19 protein-coding genes are annotated in these 19,250 nt (G+C 37.3%); 5 read left to right on the top strand and 14 right to left on the bottom strand.

Annotation, left to right across the window (positions count from 1 at the left end; genetic code table 11):
- Nucleotides 1–26: 26 nt before the first annotated feature.
- Genes DWX23_RS00520 through DWX23_RS00510 form a run of 3 tightly spaced genes read right to left on the bottom strand, consistent with a single transcriptional unit; the run spans nt 27 to nt 1,618 of the window.
- Nucleotides 27–653 carry an acetyltransferase gene (locus DWX23_RS00520; protein ID WP_122373013.1) on the bottom strand — a complete coding sequence of 209 codons (627 nt, stop codon included), beginning with the start codon at nt 651–653 and terminating at the stop codon, nt 27–29.
- Between the two features lie 6 nt (nt 654–659).
- Nucleotides 660–1,268 carry a sugar transferase gene (locus DWX23_RS00515; RefSeq protein WP_122373459.1) on the bottom strand — a complete coding sequence of 203 codons (609 nt, stop codon included), beginning with the start codon at nt 1,266–1,268 and terminating at the stop codon, nt 660–662.
- A gap of 11 nt (nt 1,269–1,279) precedes the next feature.
- The gene (locus DWX23_RS00510; protein ID WP_233587450.1) at nt 1,280–1,618 is read right to left on the bottom strand and encodes a hypothetical protein; all 339 of its coding nucleotides are present in this window, start codon (nt 1,616–1,618) and stop codon (nt 1,280–1,282) included.
- A 205-nt stretch (nt 1,619–1,823) separates the two neighbouring features.
- On the opposite strand from DWX23_RS00510, the gene DWX23_RS00505 reads away from it, so the two are divergent.
- The 5 genes from DWX23_RS00505 to DWX23_RS00490 all read left to right on the top strand — a co-directional run bounded on the left by DWX23_RS00505 (nt 1,824) and on the right by DWX23_RS00490 (nt 5,727).
- Complete coding sequence (locus DWX23_RS00505) at nt 1,824–3,962, top strand: BT4734/BF3469 family protein (RefSeq protein ID WP_122373011.1); 2,139 nt, start codon at nt 1,824–1,826, stop codon at nt 3,960–3,962.
- Between the two features lie 212 nt (nt 3,963–4,174).
- Nucleotides 4,175–4,417 carry a DUF4248 domain-containing protein gene (locus tag DWX23_RS00500; RefSeq protein ID WP_122373010.1) on the top strand — a complete coding sequence of 81 codons (243 nt, stop codon included), beginning with the start codon at nt 4,175–4,177 and terminating at the stop codon, nt 4,415–4,417.
- Between the two features lie 177 nt (nt 4,418–4,594).
- Nucleotides 4,595–5,056 carry an HU family DNA-binding protein gene (locus tag DWX23_RS00495; protein ID WP_122373009.1) on the top strand — a complete coding sequence of 154 codons (462 nt, stop codon included), beginning with the start codon at nt 4,595–4,597 and terminating at the stop codon, nt 5,054–5,056.
- A gap of 63 nt (nt 5,057–5,119) precedes the next feature.
- Nucleotides 5,120–5,251: a smalltalk protein gene (locus DWX23_RS24820; protein ID WP_158607033.1), complete on the top strand. Its 132-nt coding sequence runs from the start codon at nt 5,120–5,122 to the stop codon at nt 5,249–5,251.
- A 47-nt stretch (nt 5,252–5,298) separates the two neighbouring features.
- Entirely contained in the window at nt 5,299–5,727 is a 429-nt protein-coding gene (locus DWX23_RS00490) for an N-acetylmuramoyl-L-alanine amidase (RefSeq protein ID WP_370450048.1), read from the top strand.
- Between the two features lie 150 nt (nt 5,728–5,877).
- On the opposite strand, the gene DWX23_RS00485 is transcribed toward DWX23_RS00490, so the two are convergent.
- From DWX23_RS00485 to DWX23_RS00435, 11 genes are all read right to left on the bottom strand, one after another.
- Nucleotides 5,878–7,017 (bottom strand): glycosyltransferase family 4 protein, encoded by a 1,140-nt coding sequence (locus tag DWX23_RS00485; RefSeq protein WP_122373007.1) that lies wholly within the window; start codon nt 7,015–7,017, stop codon nt 5,878–5,880.
- Nucleotides 7,018–7,085: 68 nt separating this feature from the next.
- Nucleotides 7,086–8,042 carry a glycosyltransferase family 2 protein gene (locus DWX23_RS00480; RefSeq protein WP_147382506.1) on the bottom strand — a complete coding sequence of 319 codons (957 nt, stop codon included), beginning with the start codon at nt 8,040–8,042 and terminating at the stop codon, nt 7,086–7,088.
- A 7-nt stretch (nt 8,043–8,049) separates the two neighbouring features.
- On the bottom strand, nt 8,050–9,225 hold the full coding sequence (locus DWX23_RS00475) for a Coenzyme F420 hydrogenase/dehydrogenase, beta subunit C-terminal domain (protein WP_158607032.1): 1,176 nt from the start codon (nt 9,223–9,225) through the stop codon (nt 8,050–8,052).
- A complete protein-coding gene (locus DWX23_RS00470) occupies nt 9,218–10,342 on the bottom strand; it encodes a polysaccharide pyruvyl transferase family protein (RefSeq protein WP_158607031.1) in 1,125 nt (374 codons plus the stop codon). The genes DWX23_RS00475 and DWX23_RS00470 overlap by 8 nt, the downstream gene beginning before the upstream one ends.
- Nucleotides 10,343–10,470: 128 nt before the next feature.
- Entirely contained in the window at nt 10,471–11,772 is a 1,302-nt protein-coding gene (locus DWX23_RS00465) for a glycosyltransferase (RefSeq protein WP_122373003.1), read from the bottom strand.
- Nucleotides 11,773–11,789: 17 nt separating this feature from the next.
- Entirely contained in the window at nt 11,790–12,770 is a 981-nt protein-coding gene (locus DWX23_RS00460; protein ID WP_122373002.1) for a glycosyltransferase family 2 protein, read from the bottom strand.
- The gene (locus DWX23_RS00455; RefSeq protein WP_122373001.1) at nt 12,763–13,854 is read right to left on the bottom strand and encodes a polysaccharide pyruvyl transferase family protein; all 1,092 of its coding nucleotides are present in this window, start codon (nt 13,852–13,854) and stop codon (nt 12,763–12,765) included. Before DWX23_RS00455 ends, DWX23_RS00460 begins: the two co-directional genes overlap by 8 nt.
- On the bottom strand, nt 13,851–15,050 hold the full coding sequence (locus tag DWX23_RS00450; RefSeq protein WP_122373000.1) for a glycosyltransferase family 4 protein: 1,200 nt from the start codon (nt 15,048–15,050) through the stop codon (nt 13,851–13,853). Before DWX23_RS00450 ends, DWX23_RS00455 begins: the two co-directional genes overlap by 4 nt.
- Nucleotides 15,047–16,219, bottom strand: coding sequence for an O-antigen ligase (locus DWX23_RS00445; RefSeq protein WP_122372999.1), 1,173 nt, complete (start codon nt 16,217–16,219; stop codon nt 15,047–15,049). The genes DWX23_RS00450 and DWX23_RS00445 overlap by 4 nt, the downstream gene beginning before the upstream one ends.
- On the bottom strand, nt 16,212–17,414 hold the full coding sequence (locus DWX23_RS00440; protein WP_122372998.1) for a glycosyltransferase: 1,203 nt from the start codon (nt 17,412–17,414) through the stop codon (nt 16,212–16,214). Before DWX23_RS00440 ends, DWX23_RS00445 begins: the two co-directional genes overlap by 8 nt.
- 240 nt (nt 17,415–17,654) lie before the next feature.
- Entirely contained in the window at nt 17,655–19,193 is a 1,539-nt protein-coding gene (locus DWX23_RS00435; protein ID WP_122372997.1) for a lipopolysaccharide biosynthesis protein, read from the bottom strand.
- Nucleotides 19,194–19,250: the final 57 nt, after the last annotated feature.

Here is a 19,250-nt window from a genome sequence, read left to right as displayed (position 1 = left end):
GGAAATTTCCTTCGACCCGAGTGGAACTACCCAGTTGGTGTCGAAGGTTTCTTGAATATACTTCTGTCCCATATTTGTTTCACTATTTTACATCTGTTTCCAACAGCCAGAACTCCATCAGGAATATCTTTTGCAACCACAGAGCCTGCACCGATCACCGACCATTTACCGATCTTTACACCTGGGATGATTGTTGTTCCGGCTCCAATCCAGGTTCCTTCCCCTATCGAAACATTTCCACATAAAGTCGAATGTGGTGAAACATGAACATAATCCCCAATCGTACATTCATGATCGATAGAACTAGCTGTATTGATTATACAATGTCGTCCTACTTGCACACAGGATTGTAATATGGCTCCCTGCATAATTACAGTTCCCTCACCAATTGAAGCGTATGGAGAAACCAATGACGAAGGATGAATAGCCGTACCAAATTCAACCTTTAATTTTTCAGCTATCATTCGGCGAATCTTATTATCTCCAATACTTATAATTAAAGGGGAAAGGTCTTCTCTCCCATGAAAGACCGGGTATCCTAAAAGTTCGTTTACGGCTGGATTATCATCAATCAATCCTTCAATATCAACTTTATTCGCTTTTAATATATCAATGATCACTTTTGCATGACCGCTCGCACCATATAAATACATAACCGTTTAATTATTTCCAGTAAAATACTCCATCGTCGCCTGCCCCTCCTGGGAGATACCTTCTCGAACAAAGACTTTCTTTATTGTCAAAAGAATAATCTTCAAATCCAATAGAAACGAACAATGATCCACATACCAAACATCTAACTCAAACTTTTTTGTCCAACTGATCGCATTGCGCCCATTCACTTGTGCCCATCCCGTAATACCTGGTCGCACATCGTGGCGACGCGCTTGTTCTTCACTATACAAAGGCAAATACTGAACAAGCAGAGGACGCGGACCAATCAAAGCCATATCTCCTTTTAGTACATTGATCAACTGGGGTAATTCGTCTATAGAAGTTGAACGTACCAAACGCCCTATCTTTGTCAAACGCTCTGCATCCGGTAACAGATTTCCCGTAGCATCCCGTTCATCCGTCATCGTTTTGAATTTAATTACTTTGAAAATTTTCTCATCTTTCCCCGGCCGTTCCTGAAAGAAAAACGCCCCTGCCCCCTTATTAGCAAAGTGCAGCCAAAGGGTAATGATCAACAATATCGGCCAAATCACAGCCAATACACAAAAGACGATAATAAAATCGATCAGTCGTTTAAAGAAATGTTTGTACATATTTATATATTTCATTTTTTCCCCAACACCAGAGAACTCACCTCCGAACACATCATAATGCGAATACGCGAATCGGCTAGTTTGCGGTGCTCCTCTTCGACCTCCTCCGGAGTGAAATAGACCGGGCAAAGATGGATGAAAGTTGCATAAATACGGTCGAGCGTTTCCAGTGTCAATGTACCGTCCGGATGGCGGTGGTCCAACTTGGAAAGCGTACGGCGATCGATATGCAGACATTCGGACATTCGTCTGAATGAAAGCAATCTCCACCTTTTCTGTATCTGCCAGACTTCATCGGAAGCAACCATAATCCATTTATTTGAACCTACACCGAAATGTTGTCGGGACATCTCATTTCCATTGAGGGTTATCTCCTCTTGAAACGACCCAAAAACAAAATAAATTTTAATTTATACTACTAGATCTTATATTTGGTACATCCATCGATGTACCACGCTAAAAAATAAGAACTATATCTTTAGCACCAGCATGAAAGGAAATACCTCTCACTTGTACTTTCCTTTGTTTTTATTAATTATATAAACTGTTGTTAACATGAATCAAGCATCTACTCCATTCCACCCCAGCCGCTTCGCCTCGTTGCGAGCCACAACACCGGTCTCCACTTCGTGGGAGGCCATTATCGACGAACTGAAAGGAACGCGCCATGAAACGCAAACCCGGCTGTACCGACAGACCATCGCCCGCTTGCTGCAAGCGGAACAGGATGGTGACGAGCAGCTTCTCCAAAAGTTGAAGGTTGAAAAAGAACGGATCAAACAGTACCAACCCGCCTTCGTCGCATCGACCTCGCTCGTTGGCGGACGTTCCACCGCACACGTCACGGGTTATTCCGGATTCATTATGGTTGACATCGACGGCATTCCGTCCGGACAATTTGTCGAGACACTCAACCGGGTCAAAGGCGATCCGCATACCTTCCTGGCCCACACTACGATCTCCGGTTCCGGTATTCGGGTGTTTGTCCGGATGAAAGAGACCATCACTAAGCAGAATTTTCCACTTGCCTGGAAACATGTCAACGAACATTACGCCCAGCTGGCCGGCTTCGAATACGACCTCAAGTGTAAGAACGCGACCCGCATGTCCGTCATCTGCCATGATCCCGACACGTTCTACCACCCCGACGCACTCCGCTTCCCGCTGCCGGAGGAAAAACCCGGCAAGCACACAGCCAAAGCGGAAAAACGCGGCCGCAAGCCTTCCATTCAGCGGGCAGCACCGACCGTGCGCCGCCTTGTCGAACAGGAAGGCATTGCCTACGAGGCACATAGCCACAACGATTACATCTGCCGTTGCCTCTACTGGATGAACCGCTTCGGCATACCGGAACAGGAGGCTACGGCATGGGTGCTCGATACGTTTACCGACTATGATGCGACAGCCATCCGTTCCACAGCAAAAAGCTGTTACGCTCTGACCGCCGAACATGCTACACAAAAGCTTCGGCAGTTCGAACGGGCGGCTTCCGGCGAAACCCGCAACCGAAGTTACGCCTCGGTCGAGGAGATGGAGCATTTCATAGGTGGCTATATGGAAATCCGCCGCAACCGGCTCACCCAACAGGCGGAAGTACGACTGCAAGGCAGTGAAGAGTGGCAACGCATGACCGACACCATCGAAAACTCCCTGTGGCGTGCCATGCAGAAGGAAGGGGTCAACGCAGACCTCTCCCGCTTGCGCACGCTGTTGACCAGCGACTTCGTGCCCGAATACCATCCGCTTGCGGACTATCTCAATGCCCTCCCACCCTGGAATGGCACAGATGACCCGATTGGTAAACTGGCTGCAATGGTGCATACAACGGACAACTCTCCTGAAAAATTCGCTTCCTACTTCCGCCGCTGGCTCGTGGGCATGTTGGCGGGCGCATTGGACGAACGGACGGTCAACCATGTTATCTTCGTATTGATCGGCCGCCAGGGAAGTTATAAAACTTCTTTCATGCAAAACCTGCTGCCACCCAGCCTCCGACGTTACTTCACGACGAAGACCAACAGCCAGCGGCTCGGTAAAGACGACCTGCTGACCCTCTCGGAGTTCCTCCTGGTTAATTTCGAAGAGATCGACACCATGCGCCCGGCGGAGCTGAATCAGCTCAAGGCGATGACCACCGCTCTCTACATCGACGAACGACTTCCTTATGGCCGCAACAAGATACGATTGCCACACGTTGCCTCTTTCTGCGCCACCGGCAACAATCCGCTTTTCCTTACCGACGATACCGGCAACCGCCGTTGGCTCGTTTTTGAAGTGACGGACATCAACAACCCGTGGGAACACCCGATCGACCACGATGCCGTCTATGCGCAAGCCAAAGCCCTGATCGACAGCGGTTTCCGCTACTGGTTTCAAGGCGAAGAGATCGACGAACTCAACCGACGCAACCGGCGTTTCGAGACACCCAACCCTGCCCGTGAGCTGATCCTCGCCTTTTACCGAAAACCCTACGGATTGGAAAGGGGACGTTACATCACCGCCAGCCAGATTGTGGCTCGCTTCGGCAATAGCGTCCACTTGACAACCGCGCAAGTGGGACGAATCTTGAAAGAGCTGAAATTCGAGCGTTTGCATACCCGTAACGGCAACTTCTGGCTGGCCATCGAACGAACCACCGACGAAATCACCACCATCCTGCCAGAACCGCAAGAAGAGATTCCCGACGGAAATTAGCCTCTGTCCGTTGTGACAGATGTGATGGATGTGTCCCCCCTTTTGTAAACTATGCGAGAAAATAAATAAATATAGCCAGCCCTTTAAAGGGGTTATGTATTTTATTTGCATCTCCAAAAAGTTTACAAAACCGCCCTCACAGTCGTCACATCTATCACACTGCCCAATCATCAGTTTATCAATTTGCAACTGTCAACTATTAATTTTCAATTATGAACTCTTATCCTCTCAAAAAATCAACCTTCGCCCAGCTCTACTTTCCGGAGCTGGCTTCCCATCAGGCTTGCAATCGCCTGCGTCGATGGATTATCCGTTGTAAACAACTGCATGAAGAATTGCTCCTATGCGACTATTCTCCCTACCAACGTGTTTTTACTCCCCAGCAGGTTCAACTCATTATCCAGTACCTGGGGGAACCGGAAGAATTTTCAATTTCCAACGATCCCAGCCGTTAGATGCTTGCAATGCCTATTGTTGGGGTCTTACGATGCCTATTGTTAGAGGCTTACGATAGGCATTGTAAAAAAATTACACCAGAATCTCGCCGCCGGCATCGTTCAGCATCACTGGCCCTTGCCCACTGTTGTATATTTGCATTGTAATCATTGTTCAACCATTAAAACGTAAAGCGTATGCCACAAGCATTTTTTATCCGCAAGTATCGCGTTCCCGGCGACGAACCGCGGAAAGAAGTTTTCAAACCTGCGCCCTATTATTTCGGGACACTCTCGACGGCCGATGCTGCCAATCAGATTGCCGAAGAGTCGTCGCTCACCAAAGGGGATGTTTTGAATGTGCTGGATCGTTACCAGCGCTATGTCATCGTCAACCTTCAAAAAGGTTACAGGGTGGAACTACTCGGATTCGGCACCGTCTACAACCGTTTCGTCACGGGAAAAGGTGTTGAAAATGCTGAAGATGCGAAAGCCACCCAAATCCGGAGCATCATTCCCGGTTTTACCCCTTCGTTCACGCGCATCAACGGTAGTCGCCGTTACTCGCTCCTGGGCGAAAAAACCTCCCTGGTGAAAGTAAACATCAATGGTACGCAAGTACCGGATGATGAAGAAGGTGACAGACCGGAAATCGAATAGAGCCGGTCTCGCCTCCACCTGATTGAATTCATACATTTACAAACCTATTAAATTTACAAATCTATGCAACAAACCATTACAACCAATCCGGAACCCGAAAATCCTAAACGCAAAGTCTGGGGCATCGTGTTAAAGGTGATCGCCACCGTAGTAGCTACCCTTTTAGGAGCCTTGGGACTCCAGTCGTGCATGTAGCCATGGACTCCATCTGCGAAACCGTCCTGCAGGGCAAGATCGAACGGATGCGTCATGCTACGGAAAGTGTCCGCTTTATCGTGATCCACTGTTCTGCCACCCGTTGCAATCGGCCCTATACTGCCCAGCAGCTGGAACACGACCATCGGAGCAGGGGTTTTCGTACAACCGGTTACCATTTTTACATTCGCACCGACGGAACCACTACCCACCCTCGCCTGCTGGGCGAGGTGGGTGCCCATGTAAAAGGTTTGAACCATTGCTCGATCGGTATTTGTTACGAGGGCGGACTTGATCCCGATGGGAATCCTGCCGATACCCGTACGCCCCGCCAGCGCAAACGGCTGGAGGAGTTGCTGACGATTCTCCATCGGCTTTATCCCAGGGCGCTTATTACCGGACATAACCACCTCAATCCGCGACCACCCAAGGCATGTCCTTGCTTTGATGCTGAGTGGGAGTATCGGGGGATTTGAGGGTTTCTTTTTGGCACGCAAATGACAGAATTCATTTAATTGGGTATTCTGTTGTTTGCATGCTATATCTTGCCAGATAGATTACAACCACAAAACTATGAATTTTATTGCTACAAGGTTAGACGTCAAAATTAGACGCTAACAGAAAATTTAAACAGCTTCTAAGATTTTCTTATAAAAGTTTTTCTGACATTGACGTACAAACGATTGTTCATAACGTTCTCCTATTATTTTTCGAGCAACAGAAGCCATTTTATTTACCTTCTGAGGATTCTCGAGAAAATCTTTCATTGCCCTATATAAAGCATCTATATTATGGGGAGGTATAATTACACCATTGAAATCTTGCTGTATAATCTCTCGCGACCCATTAATATCTGTCACAATAGAAGGAAGTCCCATTGCTCCCGCTTCCAGCACAACATTAGGAAAACCTTCTCGATAGCTAGGAAACACCAATACATCTGATGCTACCAACCACGGACGAACATCCTTTTTTCTACCAACAAAATCAATATACTCAGCATTGAAAAGTATTTTTCTAGTTTCTGCCTGAAGAGGATCCAACTTTTCTTCAAAAGTTCCAAGTAATAAAACACGGAATTTAAAACCTTCTTCATATAAGCATCTAGCAACTGCAACTAGTTCATTTATACCCTTATCACGAACTAATCTACCAATAAAAATAAATGTAAATATCCCTGGAGTACGAACCTTCATAGCTTCATCCAAAACAGCCTTGGTTCTAGCATAATGTTCCATATCTACACCCCGTACATTACCATACCCAAGTACCTTAAGTTCCTTTTTGGTAATACTATTCGTTAATAAATCCTTTTTCACTCCTTCACCTTCTGGAATAATATGCGTAGCGCATATACAAGTAATCCAATCCGTTAACATTAAAATTCTGCGTTTTAAGCCATACGATGTAGGAAATACTAACCCTGTAAAAGTATGTACCCGTAAAGGCACACGCATTAACCATGCTGCAACCATACACAATAACCCTGCTTTAGGAGTAATACTATGTACTATAATGGGTTTTTCTTTACAAAACACTCTAATTAAATTATAAAGTGAAACGATATCTTTTTTAAGAGATATATGCCGTTCCATATCAACTGCAATTGTTCTAACATTTTCACATTCTGCAATTAACTTTAAATCTTCCCCAGGTGAAGACAAGGCTATAACTTCATATTCATCTGAAAGTTCCTTTAAAAAACCTTTACAGAATGTAGCTAAAGACCCTGGTACAGTTGATGCTCTTATTAATTTAGGTTTCATTTAACAAATATTAAATCATATATATAAAAAACTCCTATGTACAACTTTTTCCTAAATATGCAGTATATTCATAATTGCCTATTAAGATAAAAAATCAATAACTTGCGAACTATGTTATAACCTAAAAAACTTATTTTCGAAACTACCCTTACTCTAGGATACAGGTTGTATTTCAATAGATAAAAATATTTACCCATCTCTTTAATAAGTTTATCTCCTTCCCTACCTGTAGCATGATTTGTAATAGCACACCAAAGTAACATTTCAAGAGCTAGAAAATTCAAAATCAAGACATCATTCTTTTCCTCAGCCAACTTAACATATTTATATATTACACCATAAATATCAGAAAGATTTGTGTTTGAAACATTTGCTGTTATCGATAATGAATTCTGTTGTCTATAAACATGTATAACTCCATCTATGCATGCATAGATCAAATCTAATTGCAGTAATTTACAACACCATTCAATATCCTCACTCAATTGTCTTTCTATGAATTCAATTCCATTTTCAACAAGTATAGAACGCTTAATAACCTTATCCCAAGCACATGCAAGGAATAGAGAATTACACATAGCTTCTTCAATAGAAACTGAAGACTGAACAGATAATCTTTCATGAGCTGAAGTTTTTTCTATAAATCGATTTTCTAATGTGTAATACTTCTTACTAGCTAGAAAAATCACATCAGCATTTGACTCTTCAATTTTTCTGACTATCCGAATCAGAGCTGTATTATCACACCACCAATCGTCACTATCAAGATATATGATATATTCTCCTTTTGCCTCTTTCAATCCTGCATTGCGAGCCGAGGACAGCCCTCCATTTTTTTTGTGAATTACAGATATTCTTGAATCCTTTTTTACCCAATCATCACAAAGCACCGGACTATTGTCAGGTGATCCATCATCTATAAGAATTATCTCGTAATTCTGATATGATTGAGCTAAAATACTTTCTATACATTGATTGAGAAACTGCTCAACATTGTACACAGGAACAATAAAACTAAACTTCATATTTAATTTATCGTTTGGCAATCAACCATTGTTTTACAAGTCTGAAATAATCTCGAACATCAGCTTGTAAACCATATCGTTTAACAATATCTGTCTTGCTCATATCAAACAAATCAGCAATAAATTGATTTCTATTCTTTGGACGTACAGAACTACGAGACAGATTAAAGTTGCCCTCTAAGGCTTCCTGTAAATCCCGTTCCTCACAAAAGAAATCGGGTAATTCTTTCAGTATCTCACAAGCCCTATAAGTATTAACCAGTAACATTGAAACACCTCTATGCTTAGGATGTAAAAAGGGAGTATTACGTCCTACCCCCCAATAGTCAGCCATCGTAAAATCGCTTACACGTTCGGGCTTTGCATACGAGCAGGAATAGCAAGCCTCATTAAACATAAAACTTTTATTGAATGCTCGCATATACCATGCATTCCGAGGGTTAATAGGCTTGCGTTTCACGCAAGTTGAGTTGAAATTCTCGACCTTGGTTGGAAGGATCAACTCACGTGTGAGTTGAAATCCCCAACCTTCCGTAAAACGAAAACTAATTCCGTCGCATGTTCCAGTCAAGTGTGTTCTCTCGCAGAAAGCATTAAAAATTCTCTGTGAGGGAACACCATGGCAAACCATGTCACAGGTAATCAAATTATCGTATTTCTTACGGAGGTAGGTAAGTAGCCCCCCTATTTGACATGGAGTACCTGTAAATAAAACTAACCTACCTTGCTTGAGATGATTACGTACTTGAATAAAGGTATCTCCTAGATATGATTGCACATACTTACTTCCTTGTAAACGATAAAGATGGTCTACACGTTCAATAGATGTATGATATACCTGCAAATTTTTATTCATTGTAGCACCAAACACAACACCATCCTCTCCTAATACCCAACGAGCAAGCACACTAAATGCACCTCCTGAAGAACTATTCCTACGGTCTATATCCACCATTGTCCAGCATGCCAATGTCTTTATCGGGGTATATCGATTCAATGTATTCTCTAACTGATGACATGAATGCATGCAAACTCCACATTTCACACAAAGAGTGTTATCAATTTGAGGAACAACAAAGCCCTGTCCTCCATCAACCATATTAATACACCCTTTGGGACAAGCATTTACACAAGCCATACATTGTGTACATGTAGTCTTATCACATAATTGTATTTTATCCATGATGTAATGCATTAAAAAGATATTGCTTTGATTCTTGACGTAAAATCTCTAGTCGTCTCTGTACCTTTTCTACATCATAAGTAAATTTATCTACAGTAGGGAATGAATCCTTAATAGACAGTACTTGTTGTTCCATCCCTAGATTTTCCATCAAACTAACCAGTCTATTATCACTTGCCATTCTGTCTTTAACTATAGTAAACACGGGTTTACCAAAATTAATCGCAAAAGCAGTTCCATGAAAAGAAGTTGTAAGCACCATTTCTGCATCTCTTATCAAAGCTAAAAACTCCTCAGGAGAAGCACCTATTCGATAATGAGTATGTGGAACAAATAACTTATGAGGAGGTCTAGCTACGCGGACAATTTCATACCCTGTTAGCTTTTGCATATAGGCCGCTAAATTATCCGCATAAGGAAAGGAGTTGAATGTATAGTTTAAATAATAGCAAAGTATATATTTCTTCTTTAACTGTTTCTTAGAAGTTGCTATTTTATTCCATTCATCCTGATTAAGTAAGAGTGTAGGATCCAATACGACCATTGACTCCATTCCAATAATGTCTTTCATGACTTTTTTACCACTATTTTCTCTAACCGAAATATATGCATATCTATTCAGCAGTTTTTTATAGAGAGGTTCCAAGTCCTTCGGTAATACATTTGTTCCAAAACTAGCTGCATAAGAAATTTTCAATGCTCTATCCGGAGCAAAATGCAACATAAATGCAGGATCTCCATTACAAAAACGAGGATTCCAAAGTTGATCACTACCTGTTATATATATATCATAAGTAGGCCTCTCTTCCTTTAAATCTGCAGGAGAGCTGTATTGATTAGGACTCAAATATTGAAATCTTCTTACAAATGAACTTATTCTTTGATGCTGGCATAGCAAAGCTTTAGCAAAGAGTATCTTAATCCATATAGGCTCATTAGATTGACTATTGCAATTTGATTGATATTTATTCTCTGCATGGAAAGAGTTCGGAAAATTATAGTCTATTATTTCAACTTTAAACCCCATTTTTTCACAAATATACTGTAGAGCAAAAGCCTGAAAAACTGAACCATAATTATAAATTTTATGTATAGTAATTATCCCAATAGTTTTCATTAGCATATAAGATAGTGAAAAAACAATAAATCTTACATCTGTCCAATCAAGTGTATAAATAATGTAACTTTTTTATTGCTGTTTTGTGTTAGGTATTATATTATTACAACTAAAAGTTAAGATATTCTTCATGTCTTATTTTCTTGAATAGCTCTTTCAAAAATTGCTGTAATATGATTCTGAATTACAACACGTGTATGATTACGCTGACCACAACTCCATGCCTTTTGTGCATACTCCTTTATAATAGATGGATTCTCATAAATACTTTCTAGTGTTTTCTTTACCTGATTTAAATCATCTATACATATTGCAGCATCTTCTTTCTTGAGATATTTTAGGCCATTATGTTCTTTCCAACATACTGCCATTATTGCACATGTAGAAGTCATAAGATCCACAATTTTTGTAGAAAATGAGTCTTTAGTAGCTAAACGATACTTTTTAGTAAAACTTTCTATATGTAAAGCTATATCCGCTTTGTTATAAATTTCTACCAACTCAGAAGGGGCAACCCTACCATGTATATTTACCCCCTTGTGATTATTAAGTTTCTTTAATACTTCTTTTGTTAAATGTGTGTTTACGTAAATATCAAGCAGCATTTTTTCAGTATCTCTATTGATTATCTCCAATGCATCTACTATGGCTGCAAGTGTTTTCCATCTGTTGTAAATAATATTACCTGCATAAACAAGTTTAATCGGACTTCCTACTTCCTTAGGTGTAAAACTATCAGAAAAATCATTACCTTTATACAAAGTAGTTGACGAAACCCCCGAAAAACTCTCATACCATTTAGCCTGATCCTCACAAAATGTGAAATAGTGGCTATATAGCTTTATATGCTTCCTGAACAACAAATTCAACAGCACCTGTCTCAACCAAAACAAAGGAGAATAACTAATCTTATTCAGAGAAATTTCAGAATCACCAGTAAAGGCCACCATTGGAGCTTTTGTATACTTACGAATTAAACGTTCCAATTTTCTGAAATTGAAACCAAATACACGATGACAAAATATGATATCTGGATTAAAATCAGTAACAAACTTTTCTACTGCTTCATTATTAATTCGTCCAACAAGCCAAACTGCATCCTTGGCTAAATTTGCTAGATCTGACGGCAAGGATTTTACTTTGTTTACCAATCTTGTATTTCGAACATACAAACCCTCCTCTTTAGCAATCATTTGCTGCTCATCTTTGGTCATAGTGAAAATCTTCCCTGCTTTAGCTCCTAGAATAGAATGCATCATCATAGAATCTGTAATCTGCAAATATTTCTCACACATACTATTACAAGGAGTCCCTGTATGTACGTAAATATTTGCAAACTCTGCATCATAACCTTTAAACCAGTTGGTCATCACGTTATTACCATATTGTATGTCATTCCACGGCCCTACACCTACGACTAGTATTTTCATCTTAATATAGATATAATTTAAAAACGAAATTTCTTGTACAAATGACTTATAGTATATAGTAATGGTTTATAACTTTTATGAGCAGCAACAAACAAAATCATCTTATGCTGAAGTCTAATGTTGTCTGATTTATATAAAATCCTAAAAATATTTGAATAGCCTTCCTTCTGGATAAAATTCAGCTCATCGGAAAAATCTTTGTAAGTAGACATAGAGGCACAAAAGATAACTGTAAATGCAAGGGTCTTTGCACTATTGGGTAGATATTCATCAACATTTCTATCTACTCCAAAAAGTAATAAACTCTTCTCTAATTGGGTTTTTACCAAAACTACAGTATCACATAATCGACCTTTTTTATACCTTTTATTTACAGATACCGGATTATCTAAAACCACATTATAAAGACAGTCATCTATACATTCTATCTTCGTTTCATTTGTGAGATTGTCGTAATTAAAAATACTATCCTCACCATAAACAACCCCTTCTCTGAATTTCTTCTTAATATAGTTTCTTCTATAAAGTTTATTACATGCTGAATCTAGAAGTTGTGATACTATCTTGAACTTCTCAAATTCACCATGATATGATATTCTACTACAATGTGGATTTCTCAACAATTCACCATTTTTATAAATATTGAAACCATATAAAACTATATCAGTATTCTGCTTCATTGCCTCAACTGCTGTAGCACAAGCTTTTTCTTCGAGAGTATCATCACAATCGAGAAATTGTACATATTCTCCTTGAGCTATATCCAAACCTACATTACGTGCACTTGGTACTCCTTCATTCATTTTTCTATACACATGCACTCTTTCATCAATGGCTATCTCTTTACATATACTCCAAGAATCATCTGTAGATCCATCGTCAATCAATATCACTTCCACATTAGTGTATGTTTGAGAAAGAGCACTATTAACAGCATTCTTCAACCATTTTTTTCCATTATATATTGGAATAATTATACTAACAAGCCCTTTAATCATTATTTAGAATTTTATCAAGATAATTGAGAGATTTATTTCTTAACTTTTGTAGTTCCTTATTAATTACAGAATATTCCATGGTACCTACATTTTCATACGACTCACTATCTATTCTACGAAAATGCAGATTCAGAAGGCTAAGGATTGTTTCTATTCTACTGTTAGTAATTGAACGTGGAATATAGCGAGTAATAAACTGACGATTGAAATTAATCGAAAAGACTAAACCATGAAAAGAATTTGTAACTACAATATCAGCTTTCAAGAATAATCCCAACCATTGTTCAGGTGTAACATTTCTCAAATTGAGAGCTCCTCCCAATTTAAAAAATCGTTGTGTAATATATACAACTTTAAGATTGTTTTTTTTTGCACATATTTGAGCCTCCTTGATAAGAACATTATCCTCTGCCATAACATATAAAAGCAAATACCGACAATCCTTAGGAAGCTGAGTATAATCTGCTATCTTCTCCCACTGAGCCTTATCTAATAAAAAAGTTGGATCAAGAACCAACTCTACATTTTTACCTGTTAAATTTTTTACAATATCAAGAGCAGACTGCTCACGAACAGATATATTACAAAAGTCCATCATTAATCTCCGATACCGATCAACTTCGCTAATAGGTAATTTTGAATATCCTATACTTGCTGCGTATGAGTTCCGTTTTTTCTGCTCTTCAACAAATGGGAGATAAAACATCTCATCCCCTTCCGTACAGGCCAGATTCCAAACCTGATCACTACCAGTTATAAAAATATCAAATGACGAACTCAATGAGGTTAATCCTTCTTTATCATAAACTGGCTTGGTTAGTTCCAAATATTGATTCAAGAAATTTTGAAATCCATCTTTATAATATATCTCATAGCCATTACGAAATAATATATTATAAATTGTTCGAATATTAAAAAAATAACTAATTGGCTTTGGAGCAAATCGCTTTTCATTAAAAGGTGCTCTATAGTCGATTACCTTTACGTCATGTCCTTTATCTTTAATGGTTTTATATAAGGCATATGTCTGCAATACTGCTCCAAAATTTAAGGCGGTATGAAATGTCATTGTTCCAACTCTCATAATTCAATAATTTGTTTAATCGCATTACAATAGTTTACATAATAATTACATTTGTCATATTGCAATGCAACATTACGAGCATTTCGCTTTAAGTTAGTATAAAGATTATTATTATAAGCCAACTCATGAATCTGAATTGCCAAATTTTCAACAAAATATTCATTGTAATCCACGAGTCTACATGCACAAAGATCTGCATACTCCGGAATTCCTCCCTGTGAAGATGCGACTACAGGTATCCCACAAGACAAAGCTTCAATGATAACATTACCAGCAGCTTCAAAGCATATAGATGGCACAGAGGCAATATCTACCGCAGTTAAATATTTAGGTAAGTCTGCTTGAGGAATGTATCCGGTAAATGTTACACCACCAGTAATCCCCTTCGCTTCCTGCTCGACCAAGTCTATATATTTGTTTTTTTCACTGCCAAAATAGACACTACTCCCCATTACTAAAACATGAATCAATGGATCATTGAGTTGCTTAATCGCACGTATTAATTCTAAAACGCCTTTAGATTTATTAATTCGACCACAATAAGATACTACTTTTTGATTGGGGCATATTCCGAGTTTTTTTCGAATCTCTGCTCTCACGTCTTCTCCCTTAAAAGTAAACTTTTCGGTATCGATTGTATTCTTTACAACAATCGTTTTCTCATGACAACAATTATCGACTTCAATCATTCTATTCTTACAGAACTGGCTGATGGCTAATAGTCCATCAGAAGCCTTAATCATACGACCTGCTGCCTTCAATCCTCTATTGAGACGGTCTATATGCATATGCAAAATTATTTTCCTATTCCCTATCAATACTCTTAAATACTCAATTTGGAAACAATTGCCTTCAATCACAATTACATCAAAGTCAGATTGATTGATGATATCGGCACACCAACGAATATATCTTGAACGAAGATATACTCGTTCGGATGTTACTTTCCTAAGAAAACGCCAAAATCCCCCCTCTAAAAATTCAATTTTGGGATTAGGAGAATAACAATAAAAGGAACTACATTTAAAATTCCGAGAGAAAGTTACAGCTTTCTCTTCGTAATATCCTAAAATATGGAAATGATGCTCCTGACGTTCCTCATTGACTTCAAGCATATGAGTCATCATGGTTTCTGTAGCGCCCCCCATAGTTGCAGGTATTGGAGTTGAACCTGCACAAATCAAAGCTATATTCATAAAATCTGTTTCTTAGAAATTATCGGATATTTATCTATTGTACCCCATAATAAAGCAAAAAAGAGCATATTAATCTGTTGTACGATAAAGTTTGAAGCCAAACAGGAACAAATATAAATTATCAAAGATATATCATATACAACATGAATATTAGTGCCACTAGGTAGTTGTTTTCTTTTTTTTATCAACTGATACCAAAATACAAGGAATAATATAAGACCTACTACTCCATAATCATAAAGCACTTCCAGAAAATCATTATGAGCAGATAATTTCGTATCAGTCGCAACAGCAAAAAAGCCAGAACCTAAAATCTGATTAATAATTCCTTTGTTCATATAATGAGTCAATACATTCTTGATAATATTAATACGCCCGTTTCCCCCAGAATCAAGATCAAGACTGATTCCTTCCAACAAACTTCCAAAATTCACAAAAGAATCGCCTATGTAGAAAATAACATAAAACACAATAATTACCATCATAAATATCTTTATTTTACTATTACTATGCATAATGGTACTAAAAAAGAAATATGCTGTACACAGTAATGACGAAGCAATACATGTGGTCTTTCCAGACATAATGAAAGCCATAATAGGTAAAATAAGAAGAAAAAATTTGAGTTTGTTATTGGATATTAAAAATACAAATGGGAAAGTAGATAAAACAAGATATATTGAATTTATTGCACCCACAGCCTGACTAAGATCCATACTTTCCAACAGTTCAATATTAGATCTACCCAGTATAGTTGTTACAGACATCAAATTACATATTATAGCAATAATTACGGCTGATAACTCAAAACTATCTGTTGTAAAATAACTCTTCTCTGCAATCCACAAAGTAATCGGCCAAAAAAAGATTATCGCACCAATTGCCATTATATCTTTAGGATAAGATACTAATATTGTTGTTAAAAAACAATATACTGAAAAAAACAATACTACTCGAGACAATTTTTTTCCTGAAAATCTTTTGGTTATAATAAAGCCAAATAAGCTGAATAAAATAACAGAAATAGCTCTTGTTCTTAGCAAAAGTTCAAACAAGAAATTAGTTTGTCCATAAAATTGACATAAAGTAGCATAGAAGACTAATGATAACGGGAATATATATAATAATATATAATTCCACTTTACATTATTAAATTTTATATTAATCATTGACCAACAATCTTGTATAAAGACTTACATATTTACCTATATTTTTCTTTCCAAAGACAGAACCTGCTAGTTTATGCATCTGTTCTCTATTCCGTTTCTCATGCTTCATTATTGATAGTTTTTGTTCTATTTGTTTAATATTATTGTTCTCTACCACATAGCCACATCCTTCAAGTACTAATTCTGGTATAGCTGTTACATTATTCGCAATAACGGGAAGTCCACAAGAAATTGCCTCTGCAGTCACTAATCCAAACGTTTCTTGAACAGAAGGATTAATATAAACATCTGATAATGAATAATATTCAGAAAGTATATCTGCATGCCTCACTAGCCCAACTACCGTCATATTATCAGGGAAGAGTCTTTGATCATGTATTTCACCTATTAGCACAAAATGGTATGAAGGATTGCGCTTAGCAAGACTCTCGATTACGTCAAGTCCTTTTAGAATACTCCAACACTGTGATACTCCCAATATTATAAATTCAGAAAGTTTGAAATTATACTTTTCTCGACACTCTTTTTTATTGCGTGGGTAGAAAATATCTGTATTAATCCAATTGTATACATTATCTAATATAAAAGCTTTTTTTAAGAAGGATTTTGCAGCCTCTTGTGTTGTCCACTCAGAGTTTCCTATAACAGCTAATCTTTTTAAATCTGTAAAATATACCTCCTTCTTCTTTCTAAGCCAACTTGAGTTATCAAAGAACCAGCTGTTATTATATGTATTTATTGCTGGGCACTTTCCACAATCCTTTTGCCACTTCATACAATTATCGCTTGTAAAATAACAACAATGACCTGTCATAAACCAAAAATCATGCATAGTGATAACTGTTGCTACATTATTTTTTTTTAGATAACGAAACAAAAATGGTAGATTAATATAATTATTATGCAAATTATGGAGATGAACTATATCTGGTTTAATTTTAGAAATTTTCCTAAGCAATAATAATGTAGAAACTATAGAAAAATAACCTTGAAGTCCTGTTATTTTTGACATAAGTGAATGCCATAAGTAATCAAACTTACATCCAATATTAAATATCCTTTCATCGTTTCCATAATAACTTGGAACAAAAATGTAAGAATCATGCCCATTAGACAGAAAGAACTGATGCATTTCTTTCACCATTCTTCCTGTACTACCGCGATTATAACACGCATTAATCTGAAGTATCTTCATATTATATTATTTTCTAAATTGTTTCATTATCTCCCCAAATTACTAATTGTCCCTTGAAATAGTTAAATTATAATAAATCACAATAAATTCAACATATTACCAAGCATAATCTACTCATAAGAAAAATAAATACAAAAAGAACAATTATCATAGAAATCTTCTTTTCTCACCATAAAACATCTCTCACAAACAACATAGATATAATACAAATACTATTTTTCAATTGAAAAACATACATTATCATCTAAATAACCTTCTAAAAAAGTTTTTTAGATGGCCAATAACAAGCCTTCTATCATACATAGTTAAACCAAATATATAAATTGATAAAATTGAAACAATCAAACAGACAACAATCATATAAGAGAAATTGACAAACGAATTACATTCGAATTGTTTTGTCAACAACAAAATACCAACACTTGCAAATATAGTTACAATAAATACATTAAAATAAACTTCTTTCAAGAAAAATATAACGTTTAAGTTTGCTTCTTTTCTGAGAATGATAAGTCGCGCTATTTCACTTACAATAGAAATAGTAATTGCAACAATATAAACAGACTCAGGTGGATATGAAGAATCTAACATCAAATATACAATAGGGATATTTAGAATCTGTAATAATCCAATAACAATCTGATACGTTTGGATTCTCCCTATAGCATAGGTTAACGTAAGTAATGAACCGGCAAGACTTTCGCTCATAGAAAAGATTATAACTAATCTTACAAAGGCCACAGTATGTTCAGGAACAACTCCTAACCAAAGTTGCAACAAATAAGGTGCAGTTACAATAATAGGAAGACCCAAAAGTAGAATTATATAGTAAGATAGTCGAGTACTCTGAAATACAAGTTGCATAGTGTATTTATGTTCTCCAATCGAATAACTTTTATAAATCTGAGGATTTATCGCAATCATAAAGTTTCCTACAAACCCCATTACAGCAGAATTAACAGTAAAAGCCAATCCTTTTGCGGTATTAACCGCAGGACCAAAAAACATATTCAATAACATATTACAACCTTGTTCTCTAATGATTGTTGAGGAAGCTCCAATAAAGTTCCATCCTGCAAAGCCAAACATTTCCTTCAAAAGACCTCTATCAGTAAAAAAACGGAATCTACACTCTTCAAACATTCTTGAACAATATATACCATATGTTAATCTCACTCCTATACTGACTATACACAACAATAAAGCATAAAATATAAGTTTATCTTTAGAATAAAAAAGAATTACAACTGCAACCATTAATTTTGCAACAGATTCCAAAATACTGACATAAGCAAAAACATTCATTTTTTCATGAGCAATAATCTCGGCATTATAGGGAATGCTCCACATGTTAAGTACAAATGTTAATACTGAAAACTGAAAAACCCAATTAGCAGCAACAATCCTATCTACCGGTATTACTAATTTATAATTAAGAAACCATAGACCAACGGTCTCCAGTAAAACAACAACAATTACAATCAACAGTATTTGGGTAGATACAGATGTACAAAAAACCAAATTTAATTTATTACTATCTTTCTTTCCCAATTCAATAGAAATAAATCTGACTATCGCAGCATTTAATGCACTAGACAGAATCGAAAACATTGATACTAAGCCACCAACCACATTATAAATTCCATAATTATCCACCCCAAGAGATTGGAGAACTATCCTAGATGTAAAAAGGCTAATAAATAACATTACTAACATTCTTACATAAAGTAACAAAGTATTCTTTGCTATTCGTTTGTTATTTAATGAAATATCTGACATTTTAAAAATATCTCTATTATTGTCATTATTCTACAGTGACTTCGATCTTGCCGTTTT

This window comes from Parabacteroides sp. AF18-52, assembly GCF_003479145.1.
Lineage (GTDB): Bacteria > Bacteroidota > Bacteroidia > Bacteroidales > Tannerellaceae > Parabacteroides > Parabacteroides faecis.
This window is presented reverse-complemented; position numbering and strand designations above follow the sequence as displayed.

Excerpts from the sequence above, each read along its gene's own strand:
- DWX23_RS00520 (WP_122373013.1), bottom strand. The coding sequence starts at position 653 with ATGTATTTATATGGTGCGAGCGGTCATGCAAAAGTGATCATTGATATA.
- DWX23_RS00515 (WP_122373459.1), bottom strand. The coding sequence starts at position 1,268 with ATGTACAAACATTTCTTTAAACGACTGATCGATTTTATTATCGTCTTT.
- DWX23_RS00510 (WP_233587450.1), bottom strand. The coding sequence starts at position 1,618 with ATGTCCCGACAACATTTCGGTGTAGGTTCAAATAAATGGATTATGGTT.
- DWX23_RS00505 (WP_122373011.1), top strand. The coding sequence starts at position 1,824 with ATGAATCAAGCATCTACTCCATTCCACCCCAGCCGCTTCGCCTCGTTG.
- DWX23_RS00500 (WP_122373010.1), top strand. The coding sequence starts at position 4,175 with ATGAACTCTTATCCTCTCAAAAAATCAACCTTCGCCCAGCTCTACTTT.
- DWX23_RS00495 (WP_122373009.1), top strand. The coding sequence starts at position 4,595 with ATGCCACAAGCATTTTTTATCCGCAAGTATCGCGTTCCCGGCGACGAA.
- DWX23_RS24820 (WP_158607033.1), top strand. The coding sequence starts at position 5,120 with ATGCAACAAACCATTACAACCAATCCGGAACCCGAAAATCCTAAACGC.
- DWX23_RS00490 (WP_370450048.1), top strand. The coding sequence starts at position 5,299 with ATGCGTCATGCTACGGAAAGTGTCCGCTTTATCGTGATCCACTGTTCT.
- DWX23_RS00485 (WP_122373007.1), bottom strand. The coding sequence starts at position 7,017 with ATGAAACCTAAATTAATAAGAGCATCAACTGTACCAGGGTCTTTAGCT.
- DWX23_RS00480 (WP_147382506.1), bottom strand. The coding sequence starts at position 8,042 with ATGAAGTTTAGTTTTATTGTTCCTGTGTACAATGTTGAGCAGTTTCTC.
- DWX23_RS00475 (WP_158607032.1), bottom strand. The coding sequence starts at position 9,225 with ATGGATAAAATACAATTATGTGATAAGACTACATGTACACAATGTATG.
- DWX23_RS00470 (WP_158607031.1), bottom strand. The coding sequence starts at position 10,342 with ATGAAAACTATTGGGATAATTACTATACATAAAATTTATAATTATGGT.
- DWX23_RS00465 (WP_122373003.1), bottom strand. The coding sequence starts at position 11,772 with ATGAAAATACTAGTCGTAGGTGTAGGGCCGTGGAATGACATACAATAT.
- DWX23_RS00460 (WP_122373002.1), bottom strand. The coding sequence starts at position 12,770 with ATGATTAAAGGGCTTGTTAGTATAATTATTCCAATATATAATGGAAAA.
- DWX23_RS00455 (WP_122373001.1), bottom strand. The coding sequence starts at position 13,854 with ATGAGAGTTGGAACAATGACATTTCATACCGCCTTAAATTTTGGAGCA.
- DWX23_RS00450 (WP_122373000.1), bottom strand. The coding sequence starts at position 15,050 with ATGAATATAGCTTTGATTTGTGCAGGTTCAACTCCAATACCTGCAACT.
- DWX23_RS00445 (WP_122372999.1), bottom strand. The coding sequence starts at position 16,219 with ATGATTAATATAAAATTTAATAATGTAAAGTGGAATTATATATTATTA.
- DWX23_RS00440 (WP_122372998.1), bottom strand. The coding sequence starts at position 17,414 with ATGAAGATACTTCAGATTAATGCGTGTTATAATCGCGGTAGTACAGGA.
- DWX23_RS00435 (WP_122372997.1), bottom strand. The coding sequence starts at position 19,193 with ATGTCAGATATTTCATTAAATAACAAACGAATAGCAAAGAATACTTTG.